Origin of the sequence: Vibrio harveyi, from assembly GCF_030060435.1 — a bacterium.
GTDB lineage: Bacteria > Pseudomonadota > Gammaproteobacteria > Enterobacterales > Vibrionaceae > Vibrio > Vibrio harveyi.
Map to the genome: position 1 here is coordinate 125202 of NZ_CP125877.1, position 19211 is coordinate 144412.

25 protein-coding genes are annotated in these 19211 nt (G+C 43.7%); 18 read left to right on the forward strand and 7 right to left on the reverse strand.

The annotated features are described in order from the left end of the window. Window positions 1–10 precede the first annotated feature (10 nt). Together QMY49_RS27100 and QMY49_RS27105 are read left to right on the forward strand one after the other, a co-directional pair. A complete protein-coding gene (locus QMY49_RS27100; protein WP_069541812.1) occupies window positions 11–241 on the forward strand; it encodes a hypothetical protein in 231 nt (76 codons plus the stop codon). A gap of 17 nt (window positions 242–258) precedes the next feature. Then, on the forward strand, window positions 259–477 hold the full coding sequence (locus tag QMY49_RS27105; RefSeq protein ID WP_069541813.1) for a hypothetical protein: 219 nt from the start codon (window positions 259–261) through the stop codon (window positions 475–477). Between the two features lie 309 nt (window positions 478–786). Here the strand turns inward: QMY49_RS27105 and QMY49_RS27110 are convergent, their stop codons facing one another. From QMY49_RS27110 to QMY49_RS27120, 3 genes are all read right to left on the reverse strand, one after another. Then, window positions 787–1503 (reverse strand): LPP20 family lipoprotein, encoded by a 717-nt coding sequence (locus QMY49_RS27110; protein WP_017085192.1) that lies wholly within the window; start codon window positions 1501–1503, stop codon window positions 787–789. A 96-nt stretch (window positions 1504–1599) separates the two neighbouring features. Continuing rightward, window positions 1600–2004, reverse strand: a complete 405-nt coding sequence (locus tag QMY49_RS27115; RefSeq protein WP_283316949.1) for a hypothetical protein — start codon at window positions 2002–2004, stop codon at window positions 1600–1602. Window positions 2005–2012: 8 nt separating this feature from the next. Then, window positions 2013–3221 carry a hypothetical protein gene (locus tag QMY49_RS27120; protein ID WP_140259115.1) on the reverse strand — a complete coding sequence of 403 codons (1209 nt, stop codon included), beginning with the start codon at window positions 3219–3221 and terminating at the stop codon, window positions 2013–2015. 218 nt (window positions 3222–3439) lie between these two features. On the opposite strand from QMY49_RS27120, the gene QMY49_RS27125 reads away from it, so the two are divergent. From QMY49_RS27125 to QMY49_RS27155, 7 genes are all read left to right on the forward strand, one after another. After that, entirely contained in the window at window positions 3440–4243 is an 804-nt protein-coding gene (locus tag QMY49_RS27125) for a hypothetical protein (protein ID WP_283316953.1), read from the forward strand. Window positions 4244–4275: 32 nt separating this feature from the next. After that, the gene (locus QMY49_RS27130; protein WP_140277284.1) at window positions 4276–4527 is read left to right on the forward strand and encodes a hypothetical protein; all 252 of its coding nucleotides are present in this window, start codon (window positions 4276–4278) and stop codon (window positions 4525–4527) included. 66 nt (window positions 4528–4593) lie between these two features. Continuing rightward, window positions 4594–4812: a hypothetical protein gene (locus tag QMY49_RS27135; protein WP_140277281.1), complete on the forward strand. Its 219-nt coding sequence runs from the start codon at window positions 4594–4596 to the stop codon at window positions 4810–4812. 13 nt (window positions 4813–4825) lie between these two features. Next, on the forward strand, window positions 4826–5263 hold the full coding sequence (locus QMY49_RS27140) for a hypothetical protein (RefSeq protein ID WP_283316957.1): 438 nt from the start codon (window positions 4826–4828) through the stop codon (window positions 5261–5263). A gap of 8 nt (window positions 5264–5271) precedes the next feature. After that, window positions 5272–5805, forward strand: a complete 534-nt coding sequence (locus tag QMY49_RS27145) for a DUF262 domain-containing protein (RefSeq protein ID WP_140277275.1) — start codon at window positions 5272–5274, stop codon at window positions 5803–5805. Window positions 5806–5828: 23 nt separating this feature from the next. Further along, on the forward strand, window positions 5829–6065 hold the full coding sequence (locus tag QMY49_RS27150; RefSeq protein ID WP_140277271.1) for a hypothetical protein: 237 nt from the start codon (window positions 5829–5831) through the stop codon (window positions 6063–6065). A gap of 13 nt (window positions 6066–6078) precedes the next feature. Next, window positions 6079–6468 (forward strand): hypothetical protein, encoded by a 390-nt coding sequence (locus QMY49_RS27155; protein ID WP_083612631.1) that lies wholly within the window; start codon window positions 6079–6081, stop codon window positions 6466–6468. A 206-nt stretch (window positions 6469–6674) separates the two neighbouring features. Here QMY49_RS27155 and QMY49_RS27160 read toward each other — a convergent pair whose 3' ends face one another. From QMY49_RS27160 to QMY49_RS27175, 4 genes are read right to left on the reverse strand one after another with little or no spacing between them, the layout of a single operon-like run. Next, window positions 6675–8882, reverse strand: coding sequence for a DNA topoisomerase 3 (locus QMY49_RS27160; RefSeq protein ID WP_140277263.1), 2208 nt, complete (start codon window positions 8880–8882; stop codon window positions 6675–6677). Next, a complete protein-coding gene (locus QMY49_RS27165) occupies window positions 8883–9185 on the reverse strand; it encodes a hypothetical protein (protein ID WP_052481500.1) in 303 nt (100 codons plus the stop codon). Next, window positions 9167–9940, reverse strand: a complete 774-nt coding sequence (locus QMY49_RS27170) for a hypothetical protein (protein ID WP_225472021.1) — start codon at window positions 9938–9940, stop codon at window positions 9167–9169. The genes QMY49_RS27165 and QMY49_RS27170 overlap by 19 nt, the downstream gene beginning before the upstream one ends. A gap of 4 nt (window positions 9941–9944) precedes the next feature. Continuing rightward, window positions 9945–10184, reverse strand: coding sequence for a hypothetical protein (locus tag QMY49_RS27175; protein WP_017085216.1), 240 nt, complete (start codon window positions 10182–10184; stop codon window positions 9945–9947). Between the two features lie 163 nt (window positions 10185–10347). On the opposite strand from QMY49_RS27175, the gene mobH reads away from it, so the two are divergent. From mobH to QMY49_RS27220, 9 genes are all read left to right on the forward strand, one after another. Beyond that, on the forward strand, window positions 10348–13422 hold the full coding sequence (gene mobH, locus QMY49_RS27180) for a MobH family relaxase (protein ID WP_283316971.1): 3075 nt from the start codon (window positions 10348–10350) through the stop codon (window positions 13420–13422). A gap of 6 nt (window positions 13423–13428) precedes the next feature. Continuing rightward, a complete protein-coding gene (gene traD / locus QMY49_RS27185; protein ID WP_079857410.1) occupies window positions 13429–15297 on the forward strand; it encodes a conjugative transfer system coupling protein TraD in 1869 nt (622 codons plus the stop codon). A 9-nt stretch (window positions 15298–15306) separates the two neighbouring features. Further along, window positions 15307–15891: a hypothetical protein gene (locus tag QMY49_RS27190; protein WP_046224205.1), complete on the forward strand. Its 585-nt coding sequence runs from the start codon at window positions 15307–15309 to the stop codon at window positions 15889–15891. Continuing rightward, window positions 15848–16477 carry an IncC plasmid conjugative DNA transfer DtrJ family protein gene (locus QMY49_RS27195; RefSeq protein ID WP_283316975.1) on the forward strand — a complete coding sequence of 210 codons (630 nt, stop codon included), beginning with the start codon at window positions 15848–15850 and terminating at the stop codon, window positions 16475–16477. The genes QMY49_RS27190 and QMY49_RS27195 overlap by 44 nt, the downstream gene beginning before the upstream one ends. A 16-nt stretch (window positions 16478–16493) precedes the next feature. Continuing rightward, complete coding sequence (locus QMY49_RS27200; RefSeq protein ID WP_014386708.1) at window positions 16494–16895, forward strand: hypothetical protein; 402 nt, start codon at window positions 16494–16496, stop codon at window positions 16893–16895. A 168-nt stretch (window positions 16896–17063) separates the two neighbouring features. Continuing rightward, complete coding sequence (locus QMY49_RS27205; RefSeq protein WP_180798883.1) at window positions 17064–17207, forward strand: hypothetical protein; 144 nt, start codon at window positions 17064–17066, stop codon at window positions 17205–17207. A 157-nt stretch (window positions 17208–17364) separates the two neighbouring features. Then, window positions 17365–17646: a type IV conjugative transfer system protein TraL gene (gene traL, locus QMY49_RS27210; RefSeq protein ID WP_262652162.1), complete on the forward strand. Its 282-nt coding sequence runs from the start codon at window positions 17365–17367 to the stop codon at window positions 17644–17646. Beyond that, window positions 17643–18272, forward strand: coding sequence for a TraE/TraK family type IV conjugative transfer system protein (locus QMY49_RS27215; protein ID WP_262652161.1), 630 nt, complete (start codon window positions 17643–17645; stop codon window positions 18270–18272). Before traL ends, QMY49_RS27215 begins: the two co-directional genes overlap by 4 nt. Then, window positions 18262–19209 carry a type-F conjugative transfer system secretin TraK gene (locus tag QMY49_RS27220; RefSeq protein ID WP_262652160.1) on the forward strand — a complete coding sequence of 316 codons (948 nt, stop codon included), beginning with the start codon at window positions 18262–18264 and terminating at the stop codon, window positions 19207–19209. The genes QMY49_RS27215 and QMY49_RS27220 overlap by 11 nt, the downstream gene beginning before the upstream one ends. The last annotated feature ends 2 nt before the right edge of the window (window positions 19210–19211 follow it).

Consider the following 19211-nt stretch of genomic DNA (forward strand, 5'->3'; position numbering starts at 1 on the left):
AGGAAAAATCATGCACCAGGAAGTAGATCCAAAAGGGCTAACGTGGCCTATTAAACCGTCAATTGTTGTTGATGATTTGGTTGCAGGTACAGTTAATGTGTGCTTATCACCAGAGATCCCACCAGCAGCTTTTTCGCTCAAACAATGTTTTGAAAACGTGCCTTTCAAAAATGAATCTCAAAAAGGCTGGGCTAAGGTGCTTCGTGAAATCGCGGACAACTTAGAACAGAAGGCCCAATAATACCTAGTGGGGTTAGTATGTTGGATTTTGAAGCAATAAAGCAGGGATTTGAAAAAAAGTACTTCATTCCTTCCCATATCAAATTCAACTACGACTCTTGTAAGTATGAAACAAAGTACGATGGTGAGCTTTTTGAAAAGCTTGCTGTTCAAACTAACAATATGTTTTCTATATGGCGCGATGCCTGTATGTACACCAGCTCATTGAGAGCAAAAAATGGTTTAAGTGAGCAATAATACATGGGAAGTCAAAAGCTAAAGACGCAGGAGATTGATGGACATAGATTTTACCTTAGCAGTCGTTCGGATGGTAAATGGGTTATGACCGTAGAGCCAGCGTTTAGAAGTAATGGAACCCAAAGCTTGGACGGTTGGTTGCCAAGATATTACTCAAAGGTTGGTTCCGCGAAGGCGGCGTTGACTAAAAAGCTTGGGAGTGAATGGCTGTGGGAAGATGCTTAGTTTAAAATCATATTTGATGCATATTGCTCATAAGAAAGGCCAGAATTTGCTCTGGCCTTTCTTTTATTTGGCGGTGATAAAGGTTCATGCATCTGGATCAGTAATGATGCTATCTGTAACGTCTTGCACTTTATCGCTGGCCTTATCCAAAGTGAGCTTTGATTCTTCAATACGCGCCTGACGTCGTTTTTCTAACCTAATCTCAAGTTCATCAAATGCGTTTTTAATATCCGTGTTGGCCGCTTCACTTTTCTTTTGCTGGAGCATTGTGTTGAATTGGTCATAAGGAAGCTTCACGAGGACATAGGCGTTGATACGACCTTGTAGAGGGATGACTTCTTGCTCGATAACTCGAAAGCCCACAACAGGTACGTTGTCCACCAAAGTGTCAATTAATTGAGTGTACTGTTCTGTAAGGCCGCTATTGCCGTTGTCCTGGGTATAAGAGCGCTCATTACCTGAGAGTTCCTGTTGGTAAGCTTTAGCTAGAGCGTATTGCGCTTCGAGATTCGCTTTTTTGATCGCAGTATGCAGCTTTTGGCTATCTCCCATACCAACTGCATAAATGCCCTCAGAATCAGGCTGAGGAGGGCTTATGGCCCATTCTGGGACTGAGTTAACCATTTCCTTTGCTAGCTTTTGCTCTTGCTCCATCTTGTTAGCAGCTGCTTCTTGTCGAACTTGCTGAGCTTTAGCTTCTCGTTCAGCGATGTCAACAGAGGTGGGGCTATTAGAGCAACCAGCTAATGATAATCCGGCGCTGGCAGCTACAAGAGCTAATTTGAGTTTGTTTTTCATCATGTGTTCCTCATTACTAACCGCCAATGCGGCTTAAACGTCCAATAACTCATAGAATCATAATATGATTCTGTGAAAAAGCAAAATACTTGATTTCCATTAACTGTTGCTGCCTAACCAAATACAAAAGTGTTCTTTGTTATCAATAGTGTATTTTCCCTGGGAAATGGTAGTTAATGCAGAAAGCTTTCTGCTGCTTCTAATTTCAATACGCTCAGTGAGTTGTTCTGAGGAAACATTTGAACCATCTAATTCCTTATCATTTTTTGTAAGAGTGCTGGTGGCAGTAACATACCCACCGAACGATTGAGCCAAAGCGCCTTTGGCCTTTGTTTCTGCAATGAGTTTGGCAGTGTATGGATCGCTAGATATGGGGGCGCAAGCCGATTGAGTGTAGCGGTATGAGGGGTGAGAGTGCTTATTTAACCAATCGGGTGCATTTGATAGAGCATTTGGTGAGAGTAGTAGTATGACAACACAAAAAGTAGCTTTAATTCCATTCATGGTCTGCCTCATTTTTTTGATACCGGCTTTATAACTACATCAGCTGAAATGGTCGTAATGTAACTTAGCTCGGCTGCGGGAATGTTTTGCAATACCACTGGGTTCTCAACGTTCCTATGCACGTATTTGCGAGTAGCATCATCTGCTTTGAACTGAATTCGATGTATATAGCCATTTTGAGTGTTGAGAGTATCGAATGAATCCACAGTGGCAGATAAAGGGATATCTGCTGAGTAGCTGCCAACGGAGATACGGATGCTAATCGACTGGGAAGTTAACTCATCATAAAGGGATTTTGTGTATGCGACTTTTTGATTGTTTCCAGAGTTTTTATGTTTAGAAAGTGAAAGTTGAAAACTGTTTCGAGTCGCAGGTTCCACAACATCAAAGTGCTTGCCAAAAAATGATTTGGTTGGCTCGTAAGGCGTATTCCATGTGACGGACACCATCATGTTATATGTGCCATCACCATTGTCTAGAAACTCTGGTGTTCCAACAACAATCTCCGTGTTGTATTTGAAATAGTCAAAGATTTGCTCATGCAATGTTTGCTTCGCTCTGTCGAACTCTTTGTTATTCTGTTTTGCAATCTGGAATAGTGTGCCTTGAGCAAAAATCTGACGTACAGAGGTACGGTTTTGATCGAGTTTAAGTAACAAGCCATCTCGTTTATCAATTAAGTCGGTGCGTTTTGGAGACTGGCTATCGCTTGGATTAATTATGCCGTTAAGTCTTGATATCTCATCTCGAAGGTATTGGTTCTGCTCTTCCAGCCGTAGTATTGTTGATAGTCTGTCAGGGTCAGTTTTCAATTTAGAAAGACCGTCTTGAACGGACTGTTTAGATAGTCTTATCACTGCGTTGGTAGTGAGAGTGACCTTTCCCGATTGATCCAAACTTCTCTGTTCTGTGGTGCTTAATACTTCAAGAAAGCCTGCCGTGAGAACGCGAATTTGTTGCTTTGTTATCTTGTTATCATCAACGACTAAGCTTTGTTCTACGTAAGTTCCAGCATAATCAGAAGCTGATTTTTTGGCTTGTTCAATAGATAGATTTCTTGCATCAATTAGAGTGTCATTGTCCCCGAGAACGTATTTTTCCGTAACCTCAAGCGTCAAGTGTGATGGAGTATCTCCTAATGTTTTTATCTGTGATGCAATAACACTACTAGAAAGTAGCGTCAGCACAGTTGCAATTAAGTAGATTGATTTGTTCATCAGATACCTCGAAGCCTTTTAGTTAGTATCGTTTACTATCTCACGTTCTGGAACATGGGCTTATGTGGCATTGCGCCCAAAAAGGGCAGTTACAGGTGAATTTTGTAATAGTGCATGTAAGCCGATCTAAACGTTTCAATACTTTTTGTGTTGAGATACGGACAAGCGCTGTTAACAGGGTATTCTAGGTGCCTGACACTTTAGAATGGAGTACCACTATGACACTACCAAAAACAAATCCCACGGCCTTTTGTAAGGCGTTTATTCAAAGAGAGTTAGTTAGCTGCCAGGAGTCTAAAATCTGGATGTCATACTGGCCTGTCATGGGAAGGATGATTGAACGTGCTGATGAGTTGCGCTTAGCATTTGAAGAGTTGATATCTCGATTTGGTTATTCAGATAAGTTTGAAGGGTTTCCTCCACAGAACTCGTACATATGGCTGACGTTAGAACATATTTGGATGAGCACGGACTTTTGTAAGGAAGAGGTTATCCAGACGAGAAGAGAGCAAAAAGAGCTTCTATCTCTCCAGGAGGAAATTGTTCATCTCGCGTCGAAATTAGCCGCGACAATACGGCGTCAAAATGAGTTATATGAGACCTCCGGCTTTATCAGGGATGAGTACCAGTCTCTTGTTGATGCTGTAGAGTTTGCCAGCCATGATAACTACCTGTATGGGAGCCATTTATCAAGAAAGATTAGAGCCTTGGCTGGGCAGTATGACTTAAAATACTGGCCTAGTAGGGCTGATGTCATAGAAGCTATCGCTGACTTTGAAGATGATCAACCAAAGCCACTACATAGTGAAATCCCTCAGAGCGTATTAGACGGACGCGCATCAGATATAAAAGACTTCGTTCTCGCATTCGACAACAAGTTTGATGATCTTAATGGATTACCAGACGGGTTTCGTTTCAGCAACAACGCAATGGCCGATATTATCAATGTCGTACTGGAGCTCTCGCCGGATAAGTTAGCGACAGGTGATGCGGTTAGAATTGTTCGTAACAGACATTCTTAACTTGGGTAAGTGAAAGATATAGGAGACTAACCATGCCAGGATTCAATTCTAACTTGAAACTTGATTATCTATTTGAAGACGGTACTCGCAGGGCCATAGAGCTCTACACAAGCCCGTATGGAGCCTACATGAGATTGCAGAAATCAGATGATACTGGACAGGAAGTGATTGCTCAGGAAGCCGCACTGATGAAATCTAAAGAGTGTCGCGCATTAGCAAATACTTTGTTGGCATTAGCCGAAGCTTTAGAAAGTGATAACAGTGTTAACGAGGATGATAAATAATCGGTTGGCATAAACATCGCATCATAATATAATACTGTAAAAGAAGGTAAAAAATCGGTGAAGTTAATGGCAGAACGTAATCATGAACATGGCAAAGTCGCCATCACGAAAGATACCAATGGTAACTTTTATATCGAGCTAGAAAATGCACAGGGTGATGCAATTGCTCAGGCTATCTTGACTGCTGAGGATTTTGCTCATGCAATCACTGGAAAGCACACCAATGCTGATATTCGCGTCTACAGAAACGTCGTTGCAACTATTGATAAAAAGCAAGGATCATAATGGAAGCGAAATTATGACAGCTCAAACAACCTCCCAGACCATTGAATCAGAAGCTGATTACCATTCAAAGCTATCAAGAGTAGAAGTACTTGTCGTTCAAAAATCTCTTAGTAAAGACGAAGAAGCTGAGCTCAATATGCTGGTGGATGCCATTGAAGCCTATGAGACAATCCACTATCCAATGAGACAGTATACGGACTTAGAAAAGCATCTTCTAAAATTAGGCTTTACTGAGCTGTTTGGGGTTGGTCTGTGGGCCAAAGAAAAGTTCGGTACAGTTGTAGATACCAACTCAGGGACCGCAAAGGTTATTCCTCACATTGAAGCCTCTTTTGACAACTATGTTGGTTTTGCTGAAACCGTTGTTGATCTAAATGCCGCAATAGAAAAATCAGAAAATAGCGAGTTCTTCATTAATGAGCGTGCTAGAGCACGAGAGCAATCAAAGTAAGTAAGATCATGACAAATAAAAAACAAAAAGAGCTGTCCTTTAGACTGCCTCGACCAATCATTGCATTTTCATCTGGTGGGACAAGTCTAAGTGAGCTTGTCAGAGGTAATGGCTATGATGAGTCTGCTTATCCTTGGGCTGCAAGAATGCTTGGTAGATTTCCTTTGCCCAGCTGGCAAAGAGGGTTGGTTTGGACAGAAGAGCAGAACCAAAACTTTATCGAGTCTGTGTTTCAGGGGTATGACCTTGGCTCCATCATGGTGAATAGCTGGCAAGAGGGAGATAACGGTGTGATGATCCCTATGTCAGATATCTTATTGGATGGGCAGCAGCGTACTAATGCAGTAATTCAATTTACAAGGAATGCATTTCCCTATGAAGGTTATTACTGGAACGACTTAAATAGGAGGGAGCAGAGAGTTTTTCTGGAGACTCAGATCGGTATTAAGAAAACACGATGCTTTGACGAAGAAATTTTGAAAAAAGTTTATAACCATTTGAACTTCTCTGGGGTGCGTCACGAACTCTCTCAAATGGCTTAATGTCTGTCTATGGGGAAATTTTGATGTTTTTTTATCTGTTTAATTGGAAGGTTAAGCTAGGTGTTATCTTAACTGTAGGTTTGTTTTTGGGAGCAGTGATTACCTTTGTTGTTGCTTGGGGAACACCAATGCCAAAAGATGTCTTTTCTTACGCGAGTTATTTTATATCATATCGTTGGTTTTTATTTTTCATTGTTAGTGGTTTGTCAGTTGGATCTGCAACAATGAAGTATCATGAAAAAATAATGCAAAGTATTTAAATAAGGTCTAGCAATGTTAGAGCAGTGTCCATATTGTGGAGCGACTTTTAAAGTTAATGAAATTGGAGGTGGTGGAATTTGTGGTGCTTGTAGAGAGCCTATAGATTGTCCGCATTGCCAAAAGACAGTTCGAGAAGAGCGAACCACAGGCTTTTTCAAAGAAACTCTTATTGCTGCACCAGATAGCTCTATTTCACAGTATTTAGGGATTACAGATGAAGAGTGGGATGAGTTATCAGTTGAACTGAATGCTAATGATGGGAGTAGTGGAGATATGACTTACTGTTATTGGTTTGAGGTTCCAGAAAGTATATCAGAGGCCATTCAGAATAAAACTGGGTGGGAGGTCGGACAAATTATTGATGATATCCCTGTTTGGGTTGTTGAGAACAATTTTAGGTGACACAGTTATGTGGTTTAAAAAGCACTTTGAATCGTTTTTAATCAGGGTTGCTGCGTGGATTTTGTTGGAAAGAAATGTGTCACGTTCACCAGTGATCAGTCGTCAAGACAACAATGCCATGTTCGAAATGGCGTATGAACTTCGGGAAATTGATAAACGAATACGAAGTGAGTACAAATAGAAACGGGGCCGAAGCCCCGAGAAGTTTAGTCAAATAACTCTTCCAGAGATTTTTTCTTCCGAGAGTATGGCATCGTCGATTTACAATCAGGATACCCAGTACAACCCCAAAAAGAGCTAGCTCGCTTTTTACCTGGAGCCTTGCCTTTACGTAGGCGCATTGGCTTGCCACAGTCAGGGCAATCAGGACAATCCTCAGCAGCAATACGCTTTTCTGGTTTCCCACGATTGTCAGGAAAAGTCTTTTTACATGTCTCGTTCTGACACCCCCAAAAAAAGCCATTTTTCCCTTTCAGTCGCTTCAACTTACCACCACAATTGAAACAATCATGAGTAGGACCTTCCGCATTCTTGAAAGCCTTAGCTAAGATGCCTTCTGGTTGAGTTAGGGTTGGAGAATTCTGTTTGAGTTGTTGGATCATTTGAACAATCCAACCTGAGATTTGCTGCATAAAGACGGACATGTTTCCGTTCCCTGTCGCTATCTTCTCCAGTTCCTGTTCCCAAGCCGCCGTCATGCCTGGGCTTTTGATCGCTGCTGGTACGACAGCAATAAGTGCGTGAGCTTTATCCGTGGCGATAAGGAGCTTTTTCTTTCTCTGCAAGTACCCTTTATCGACCGCACCCTGAATAATGCCTGCACGGGTAGCTGGGGTGCCGAGGCCTGCGGTGTCTTTTAGGATTTGCTTGAACTTTTCTTCTGTGACAAAGCGAGCAATGTTTTCCATCGCGCTTAGTAGTGTGGCTTCGGTGAAATGAGGTGAGGGCCGAGTCATTTTGTCAGTGATAACCGAATCATTGATCAAGGCTGGTTCACCCTGGCTAACTTTCGGTAATTTCTCTTGCTCTTTTGGTCCATCAAGATCATCGCCTTCATCTTGAGGGGATGATTCTGCATCATTGTTGAATAGTACTTTCCAACCTTGACGTAAAGGTGTTTTGCCGTTGGCCGTGAACGAATGATTGCCGCATTGAACATCAATTGTAGTTTTGTTGAATTCAAAAGGACTGTAGAACTGGGCGATGTAGAAACGACGAATTGCATCGTACAGATTGAACTCTTTTTCGCTCATGGCACTTATGTTGGTTTTGGCCGGAGTTGGAATGATGGCATGGTGAGCGGTGATTTTTTTGTCATTGAACGCTCTTGATGATCTCGATTGGTCTGCTCCAGCCACCAGCCCTGAAACACGCTGATCCGAAAGAATCAGAGCTTGAAGAATATCGGGGATATCCTCTTTCTGTGATTCTGGCAGGTATCTGCAATCTGTACGGGGGTAGGTGGTTGCTTTGTGCTTTTCGTACAAAGCTTGTGCTGCATCAAGTGTTTCTTGCGCACTGTACCCCCAACGTTTGGCCGCGTATTGCTGTAAACTAGTCAAATCAAATGGAAGAGGGGCTGATTCCTTGCCAGCTTTTGTTTCAGCCTTACTTATAAGTGCTTGTGCTCCTTTTACTTGAGCGGCTACTTGCTCTGCATAGGCTTTGTTTGTACATCGGCCTTGATCGTCAGAGCACTCTTCTGGCGGCACCCAGTGAGCAAGGAATTGGCCGTTTTGAACAGATACACCGACGTCCATCGTCCAGAATGGTGATGGTTTGAAGTTGGCTATTTCACTGTCTCGCTGGCACACAAGGGCGACCGTGGGGGTGATTACTCGTCCTATATGGAGCGTTTGCCCGAAGCCAACCTCTCTTGCAAGTACTGTATAACAGCGAGACATGTTCATACCCACTACCCAGTCAGCTCGCTGGCGAGATAGGGATGCGTAATAAAGGGGTATCGTCTCCTTGCCATCTTTGATGTTTCGAAGTGCTTTTCTGATACTGCTTTCATCAAGAGCAGTTAAACAAACTCGTTTTACGGGGCCTTGGTATCGGAATCTATCGAGTAGGGAACGAGCGATCGCTTCGCCTTCTCTGTCATAGTCAGTCGAGATATAAACTGTGCTGGCTTTTTTCACCAGCTGCTCGATCACTTTATATTGCTTGGAAGAGCTACGCCTCACCTTGCTACGCCATGATTCAGGAGAAATAGGCAGTGTTTCAAGGGACCATGCTTTATATTTCTCGTCATAGTCATCGGGCATATAGAGTTCTAATAGATGACCAAGAGCCCAGGTTATTGCCCGGCCACTTCCATCATGAATAAAACCGTCGCCGTGCTGAGTTACTCCCATCACAGCTGCGAGGTCTTTTGCTTGGGATGGCTTCTCACAAATGTACAGATCCATTTAAGCGCACTCCTTTGGTTTGAGCGCGATGTCTTGAATACCGTTTTGCTGCGTAGAAAGGTTGGTCAGCTGTTTCCAGTTTTCGGAGGCATCGGCTATTAAGGGGGATTTCTCTGTGCCAGCAATAAAAGCTAGGTTGGCAGAGATAACGACTGCTGCTTCTTCCGGAGTGCCACGTTGTCCGGCCTCAACCAGCATGATGTTCAGCTCATCAAAGAGCTCAGCTTTAGCTTGAAGAACGAGAAGCTCTTCTTCCGTCAACTGAGTATGTGATGAGCTGGTGGTTACTTTATGGCTTTGCATGGGTTTACCACTGTAAATGGGCGAGTAGAACTGCGAACGATGTTGCGCTGTTCATTCGTCATTTTTTGTGATGTGCAAAATTGCGTCCAAGCGGTGAGATAATCTTGGTAAGTGTGTTGTGGCGGATTGCACTGACCAACCAGATCGCTTGGGATACTGCCTGTTTCGCCTTTTTCTTTCTCGATGAACTGCCAATCGCGTTCATCCATGCCATTACCGCTATCACAGAAACGCTCCCAGCGTGATAGTTCGTATAAGGAGTACCCTTTGCCTTTCACACCAGAAGAAAGTTTTTTGTATGCGGAAATGGCATCTTCCATGTTGGAACCATTTTTATCCTTCTGCTGTTTTATCAATGCGCTTTCATTATTCGCGCCGAGACTACTTGGACCTAATACATGGATGTAATCGGGTTTGCGAAATGCTGCTCCACCCAGTCCTAAATCTTCATAAGAAACATTGAGACCACGATCTACACGATCTTGCTTCTTATGTGCTTCGATATCAGCACTGCCACGATTTTCAGCAATATTCAAAAGGAAGTAATAGGCATCGACATCATCATCAGACGCAAGCAGTTTGTCAGCCTTCGCTTCGTAGATAGGAAGGTTCTCTTGAATCCATTGATCTGTCGGCTGCTGAGGAATGCCGTAGCGTTGGTGCAATTCTGCGTTTGTTGGTGGGATATCTTTGGTTGAGGAACACCCAGCCAAAATAGCTAACCCTACAAGTACTACTAATTGCTTTTTAATCATCTGCTTACCCATTGAATTGTTGCTCCAACCATTGTTCATCAATGGTGTCGATTGTCCGGCCATCACTGTTGCTTAAAAGCTTACGAGTAATGGCTGTTGTCCAGTTATTAACAAGAGACATGTCAGACTGAGCCTGATGCAAAGCCTCTTTGTCTCCCTGCATGTTGTTAGCGGTTACTGCCTGTGCTTGGCGCTTTAAAGCATCAAGTGCCAAATAGGCAGCATCGGGCAATGTTCTTTCCATACAACTCTCCTGATACCAAATAATGATGCTGTGTATTTTATCTGGTCACTCAATCATCTCTGACGCCTCAAACTGCCCAAAATGGACAGGAGGGGAGATATGAGAAGACAAAAGGGTCTGCGAGCATATACGCACGGAAAAAGCGCAGGTAAATAAGAACCAGATGATAAGTAGTGCCTTTAAAAAATTATTTGGTGGGCGCGGTGAGAAAAAAGTAGAGGTAGTAGCTTCCCAGATTAGGGATTTAGCTGACGAAGAGATACCTCGATACCCGCCGTTTGCCAAAGGGCTACCAATGGCCCCAGTCGATAAAGTGTTGCAGACACAGAACGAACTTATTCAAAAAATCAGGAGCACTTTAGGTTTTACTCAAGAAGAGTACGACCGTTTAGTCATGCCTGTAATTGGCCGTTACGCGGCGTTTGTTCATTTATTACCAGCATCCGAAGCTCATCATCATCGGGGAGCTGGTGGATTGTTTCGTCATGGGCTGGAGGTTGCCTTTTGGGCAACACAGGCATCTGAGTCAATTATTTTCTCAATTTCAGGCTCCCCTCGGGAACGAAGAAACAATGAGCCACGATGGCGTTTGGCATGTTGTTTTTCAGGGTTATTGCATGACGTTGGTAAGCCATTGTCTGATGTTGTGATCACAAACAGCGATGGTAGTAAAACGTGGAACCCATATTCAGAAACTCTGGTTGACTGGGCTAAGCGCCATAATGTGAGTCGTTACTTTCTTCGTTGGAGAGATAGAGAACACAAACGGCACGAGCAATTTTCTCTGCTGACCGTCGAACGAATTTTGACTCCAGAGGCTTTGGAGTTTCTAGCTGATCCCGGCAAAGACATTGTTGAATCCATGCTACAGGCAATATCAGGTCTTAGAATCAATGACCCGGTAACAAAGCTAATGCTTAAAGCTGATGGTGAAAGTGTTTCTCGTGACCTCAAACAGAATCGCCTAGATGTCGATGAGTTTGCTTACGGCGTTCCTGTTGAGCGTTATGTATTTGATGCTTTACGTCGATTGGTTAAAACGGGCAAATGGAAAGTCAATGAGCCTGGCGCGAAGGTGTGGCATTTACATCAGGGTGTGTTCATTACATGGAAGCAGGGAGCCAGTGATATTTATGACTTGTTAACGGAAGATAAAATTCCTGGCATTCCTCGTGATCCAGATACCTTGGCTGATATTTTAATTGAGCGTGGTTTTGCTCTGAAAAATGTATTACCAGAGCATGGCAAAGATGTTTTCTATCGTTATTGGGAAGTTATCCCTGAATTACCTCAAGAAGGGGAAGAAGTCACAGGGAAAATCAAAATGCAGATGCTGCGTCTTGAATCGTCGGAGTTGGTTTTTACCACTGAACCGCCTGCGGCCATAGCGGGTGAAGTTATTGGCGATGAGGACGAACAGGAACTTGATGCCAGTGAGCTTGATGACGATGCACCGGAAGATGGAGATGAGAACTCTGATTCGCTCACCGCTACACCAGAGCCTATTGGTTCTCTTGATGATGGATTCGAAATTCCAGATTTTATGGCAGCACCGCCCTCAACGGACTCTCAATCATCGGAACCGAAAGGTGGCACTTCCACCGAAACCAAAACAAGCAAGAATGACGATAAAGCTGATGCCCCAAAAGAACCATCAGCACAAGAAATCGCTCAAACCGCAGCACCATTAGCATTAGACGATCCATTGAAAGGGCTGAAAGATGCTGGTGGGGCATTAGGAGTTTGCGATTTCCCATTCGACGCATTTGGGCTCAATACCGAGCCTGATACAACACAAAAAGACAAAGCTGAAACGCCAAATGTTCCAACAGAACAAAGCGAAGAGGACACATCTTTACCCGGCATAGACAATATTCGCTCGGGCAAGAAGCGTCAGCCTAAAGCATCCGCAAACACGGCAGCATCCTTGTCACCGAATGAGTTTTTTGGCCCTGAACCGAGTGCAATATTTGATGCCCCACCAATGCCGCCAGAGGATATGTTTGCACCAATAGATGCTGTCCCTTTGGATGCCTATGACTACTCCCATGAGATGGAAGAGCGTGAAGAGTTTGTTCCAACAGAACATTTCCAAGATGCAGAGACATATTCTTCTAGTCAGCAGGATAAATCGAGTGATGTTGATGTGCGTGGTCATTTGGAGAATGTTCTAAGTGGATACGGCGCGGCAGAAAGTATTTTAAAAGAAGCCATTATTCCTGTGCTGGATGGACACAAAACATTAGGTGAAGTGCTTTGCTTTATGAAGAAAAAAGCAGTGATCCTTTATCCAGAAGGTGCCCGAGCGCTTGGGGCTCCAGCCGAAGTCTTGAACACGTTATTTGACGCTGGCGCTATCGTGCCTGACCCAGTTCATCCAAACCGGAAGGTTCATGATTTTAGTGGCATTAAAGGGTTGTTACTTTCTTCTGATATCTCAGATGTTATCAAAGCTGCGATAGAACAAGCTGAGAAAGACTTTGACCCAATTCGTGAAGTTAGTGCGCTAAATGATAAACGCCAATCTGGCAAGAAAGCTGAAAAGGCACACTCAGAAAAGAAGGTTAAGAGCCAGAAAACCAACCAATCTACGCCGAAAAATCCTAAACCTGCAATGGATATTTCAGCATTACTGCCCGGAGAGCAAACAGGTGGCCGCTCATCTGAGAATAAAAGAATCGCACAACAAACGGCACAAGGTAAGAAGGGCACAGCAGCTAAAACTCAAACCGAACAGCACAAAAATGAGAGTGAAAACAGTGCTTCTAATGAGGAAAAGCAAAATGTGTCACGTTTACCTAAGCGCCAAAAACCAAAGACAACGGTAAATAAACCACCAAAAGAAACGCGGCCAGTGAGTCTGGATTTCGATTCTGATTTAGAACTGCCAATGACAAAAGTGGTCGGGCAAATAGATCTAGAAGACGAGGAACCCAAAAAGCCTCAGAAGGCGAAAGAAATTAGTGATGAGGACTTTTTACCTCCTCAGTCTGACATTGATGCAGAGGAGGCCATTAGGCTTCTGAAAGAAATGATAAAAAACCAAAAAGGACGATGGTTAGTCGGTCCGGTCATTAAGGAGGATGGGTGTTTGGTAACAAGCGATAAGGCTCTGGAGAAAGTAACTGGTGAGTGTACGAATCTTAGCAAATCTATGCTGAGAGCATTACTCGCTAGTGGGCAACGACGCCCAAGAATGACTATTCGCCAGGGGAATTTAAGGTTAGAGGTGGAGTAAAGATAGATGAGCATGGATTATGACCCACTTGGGTATGAAATGCCGTGGAGGCCAAATTTTGAAGGTCGTGCAGCGCTAGGGTGGGCAGCTGCCAGCGGTGTGGCCTTGACGGTTAATCAAATGGCAGAGTCAATGCCTCCGGAACCGTTTTATTGGATGACTGGTATTTGTGGTGTTATGGCAATGTCCCGAATCCCAAAAGCCATGATGTTACATCGTCTCCAGAAGCATCTATTTGGTCGAGAACTGGAATTTATCTCTTTAAAAGAGCTAGAAAAAATGATGGCTGGCTCAGAAGATGATATGTGGCTTGGTCATGGTTTTGTATGGGAAAAGCGTCATGCTCAGCGTGTATTTGAAATCATCAAACGTGACTGGCACACCTTTACTGCTCAAGAGCCTTTAATCAAGAAGACGGTTCGCGTCCTTAAAGGCAAAAAGAAAGAAGATCCAATGGGGCAAACATGGATTCATGGTGTTGAACCAAAAGAAGAGAAGTTGATGCAACCGTTGAAGCATACAGAAGGCCACACGCTTATTGTAGGTACAACAGGTTCAGGCAAGACTCGTATGTTCGACATTATGATCACGCAAGCTATCTTGCGCAATGAAGCAGTAATCATTATCGACCCTAAGGGTGATAAAGAAATGAGGGACAATGCAAGGAGAGCTTGCGAAGCTATGGGCCATCCAGAGCGATTTGTTTCCTTTCACCCTGCGTTCCCAGATGAATCCGTGCGATTGGACCCTCTACGTAACTTTAGCCGTGTGACGGAGATTGCAAGCCGTTTGGCCGCGTTGATACCTTCGGAGGCAGGTGCAGACCCATTCAAATCATTTGGTTGGCAAGCACTGAACAATATCGCTCAAGGTCTTGTACTGACTTATGAACGTCCTAGCATTGTTCTGTTGAAACGATTTTTGGAAGGTGGTGCCGCAGGTCTGGTTATCAAAGCCGTACAGGCTTATTCAGCACGAGTTATGGAAGACTGGGAATCAAAAGCAGCACCATATTTGGAAAAAGTGAAAAATGGCAATAGAGAAAAGCAAGCCTTTGCCATGATGAAGTTCTACCAAGATGTTATTCAACCAGAGTTTCCTCACTCAGATTTGGAAGGCTTATTGTCGATGTTCCAACATGACTCGGCACACTTCGGGAAAATGGTTGCTTCACTGCTTCCTATCATGAACATGCTTACCTCGGGTGATTTAGGAAAAATGCTGTCTCCCGATTCAAGCGATGTCGATGATACAAGGCCAATAAGTGACTCAGCCAAAATAATAAACAATGGCATGGTTGCATACATTGGTCTGGATAGTTTGACCGACAGTATGGTTGGTTCTGCAATCGGCTCTCTTTTCTTATCTGACTTAACAGCTGTTGCTGGTGATAGATACAACTTTGGTGTCAACAATAAGCCCGTCAATATCTTTGTGGACGAAGCCGCAGAGGTGATCAATGACCCATTCATTCAGCTTCTCAACAAAGGTCGTGGCGCGAAACTACGACTATTTGTTGCAACACAAACATTCGCTGACTTTGCCGCTCGGATGGGGAGTAAAGATAAAGCACTACAGGTTCTGGGAAACATTAACAACACATTCTCATTGCGTGTAATTGATCCTGAAACACAAAAGTTCATTACAGACAACTTACCGAAAACACGTTTGAACTACGTCATGAGAACGCAGGGCCAAAATACGGACGGTGAGCAGCCGATTATGCATGGGGGCAACCAAGGGGAACGGCTTATGGAAGAAGAAGCTGAATTGTTCTCTACGCAACTCCTGGGGATGCTGCCCAACCTTGAGTACATAGCCAAAATCTCTGGGGGGAAGATAGTCAAGGGACGGCTACCTATCTTGACATCTTAATGGCGAAATATGAGTGCGAATAAGTATAAAAATTATGAGGTTACTAGAGTGGTTGATGTGAATCCGCACAAGAAAGTACTAAGCGTGATCCGAAAGCGTGATCGAAAAAATGCACACACACTGGCACTGCTGTTTTTTGATTGGCCTGCAACCAATGATGTGATTGAGCAACTATGTTGTTTCATCACTGATGGGATCAAATCGGATAAGGAGCCAGTGATTTATCCGATTTTGGAAGAGGCATTAGATAAATATAGCGGTGTAGTGTTCCATGCGAACAAACGTAAGTACGAGGACCCGGTAAGACTAGGGGTTTTCTTGGAAACCATCATCACTGAAACAGCCAAAGCGCTAGAAATTGAGATTGAAGATTCACTAGGTAACAAGTGGTCTGTGGAGAAAGGTGAGCCTTTTTCTCACTGGCTTGCAGACCATAAAGGTGAATTATTTATTGTTCCGCATCAACATCAGAATGAATGCAAACTTCGCAAGGCTTTGTATCAGTTAGTCGCTAGCGAAAGTGTAAAAACAGTATTAAGGAGAACCAATTATGAAGAAGCCGTTGTGGCTGGTCGCTTGGTTGCTAGTCATTGAAGTATTGGTGATTCTTTTGCTAGTACCTGGTGATTGGACAGATAAAACAATTCAGCGTGAATCAGAGCTGGTGGAGCAGAACTTAGGCTATGAAGCTAGACAGTGGATTAGTGATACAGCTGGGGACTGGTACAAAACTAGTGTGCTTGATTCTGGCTTTTATGCTGCTATGTATCACACGTTAATTCCAACAGAAGAGGAACGTAGAAAGTCGAAAGGAATGGAGAATATGGGCCAAGCATGGTTCGTTTGGGTGGAGGGGCGAATTGAAGCCTTTACCAATGTAATTTACCAGTTCTACACGCGGTTAGCACTTTTGTCCTCCTGGGCACCGTATCTGCTCATCTTGTTCATCCCGGCTGTTTATGACGGTTTGATGAGTTGGAAGATCAAACGAACCAACTTTGACTATGCGAGCCCTGTTGTCCACCGATATAGCATTCGAGGAACGTTCTTCCTAAGCATGGGGCTGTTTATTACCTTTTTTGCTCCCATAGCTCTAAATCCAATTGTGATCCCCGCTGTGATGATGTGCTGTTGTGTGTTGTTGGGACTTGCATTCGGAAATTTACAAAAACGAGTTTAACCAAAGGATATTCAATATGAAAAAGACTGCGCTAACAATCATTGCTGCATTCATGCTTGCAGGTCCAGCAGTGGCGAAGACAGATAAACCATATACGGAGGAAGTGGAAACTTTCTTTGAGACCTTCGAACTGATGTGTGAAAGTTGCGCCGAAGTTTCGGAGTTTATGGTTCAGACACTAGAAGAGAAGTGCGATCAACCGATAACTATAGAAAATATTCAGAATGTAACGAAAACACACCCTCTCTATGCATTTCTTCTGGCTATGGGGAACATGAACCCAGATGGAAAACCTCTTAGCTTTCAGTCTGCCGCTGACAACGTGGACTGTAACGATGGAATGAAGTGGGTAGAAAAGACCCAAAGCGCGATGAAAGCAGCATATCAAGAGCAGAAGAAGCAAGCGCAAAACGGATAAGTCACATTTCATTGCAAAGGCGGCCATTTATTGGCCGCTTTTTTGTGTCACTCACTTTCACATGTGAAAGTCTTAATGCTTCCCAAATGGACAAATACAGCGCTGTGAAATGAGCACGAGATCAGGTGAGAATAAAGAAAAATTAAATAGCAATCAGTTGGAGGTTATATGTCTTCTCATACTCATACAGCAAATAGCTCTGAACGCTCTGGAGCCTCATGGGGCGTAGGGCAAATTATCCTTTGGCAGTTAATCTTTGCCGCAGGTTTCTTCTTTGGTATTCAGTATGGCGATCTTGTTCGCTTGTTTTAACCTTTCACATTACCCGCTCTAAAAACGGCTTCATGCCGTTTCTCTCTTTATAAGACCACTTTTCGCCCAAGTTGCCCAAAAAGGGCGTTAGCCCGTGGCGTGTTTGTTGAAAAAATCTTCCAGAATTGGCGACATTGGAAATTGGAAGAGATATGGAATGAAGCCCGTCAAAATCCCACGTCGTATAGACGAACCGCCGCACATGCTGCTCTGGAGTGCAGATGAGCTGGCTCCTATGCTTCTTGGCCTTGTCATCGGAGTGATGATGGGCAAAGCCTTGATTTTTTTCTTAATCGGCTTGGCCGTGACCAATTTATATCGTCGATTTCGTGATAACCACCCTGATGGCTACATGCTTCACATACTGTATTGGGGGGGATTCATCGCAACAAAAGCAAAATCTTTGAAAAACCCATTTATCCGGAGGTATTTCCCTTGAATTTAAAGGCGTATTTAAAAACCTGGGAGGGCACTCAGGCTGAAAATAAATGGGGGCGAATCTTCGTCCTCGGTCTGATCTTCACCGTCTTACTGCTAGCTGTGAAGTTGTTTAGCAAAGAGACCATTGTGACCCTTCAGCCTTGGACTTTGAATGAAGAAGCTTGGGTATCACAGAAAAATGCCTCTCAGTCATACAAAGAAGCGTGGGGATGGGCTCTTGGAACGCTGATGGGTAACGTAACTCCTGGCAACGTTAACTTCATCAAAGAACGTATGGAGCCAATTCTAGCCCCGACTATTTATCAAGAGTTTATTGATGCACTTGAAATCCAAGCGCAAGAGATCCAAGCAGACCGGATCACTATGCGGTTCGAACCTCGTTTCGTCGAATACGAAGAAACGACTGACAAGGTTTTTGTATATGGGCACTCCTTTGTTAAGGGGGCAGCTTTCGACGCAAAAGAGAAACGTACAGAAAGAACATACGAGTTTGAGCTCCGTGTTTCGAACTATATGCCTGTCCTTGATTTTATGACCACTTATGAAGGTCGCCCTCGAACAAAGAGTGTTTTAGAAAAATTAGAACGTAAAGAAGAGACCCGGAGAAAGCGTAATGAAGGTTAATTCGATTGTTTTGGCGCTTTCAATTGCGCTTGGTGTTTCAAGTGCAGTGAACGCATCAGATGAAATACCAGTTGTTCCTGTCAGTGTTATGAAGAACAACGTTCCAGCCCCCGTAATCCCTGATTCAGTAGCAAAACAAAGAGCTACAACTACTCAGGCCAATAGCTCGAATTTGGCTGGTGGTTACACTGAAAACTCACAACTGGTTATGGAGCCTGGGGTTAATCAGATCATCCCTATTGCTATCGGTCATCCCAACCGAATCGTTACTCCATTTGGTAAGCCGGAAGTGACGTCAACATCCTTACAGCCGGGGCAAAATAAAGGTGAATGTGGGGAAATATGCATCAAAGAGAATGTTATCTATGTGGCTACGGCAAAAGAATACCCAGTAACCATGTTCATTACAGAAAAGGGCTCAGAAGCTCGTGCGCTGAGTTTAACAATGGTTCCTCAAAGAATCCCACCTCGTGAAGTGTTTTTGAAGCTCGACAACAACAGCTTAATACCAGGCATGTTTGCAAACAACAAAGCTAAAAGCTGGGAGCAAAGTCAGCCATATATCGAAACACTTCGAACAGTATTCAGAAAACTGGCTCTTGGTGAAATCCCTAATGGCTACTCCATGAATCGAACTCCAAGTAATGTTCAATTACCTCAGTGTGCGCAACCTGGTATTTCAGTCAATTTTGCTAATGGACAAATGATGATGGGGCATCATTTGACGGTATTTGTAGGTATTGCTCGAAACGTCACAAGTGAACCTCTTGAGTTCAAAGAGCAATCTTGCGGAAACTGGAGCGTTGCTGGTGTGACTTCATGGCCCCATAAGGTTCTTGCTCCAGGTCAGAAAACAGAAGTGTACGTGGCAGTAAAACAGCGCGAGAAAACCGAATCGGCTACTCGTCGTCCTTCACTGTTGAGCGGAGGAATGTAAAC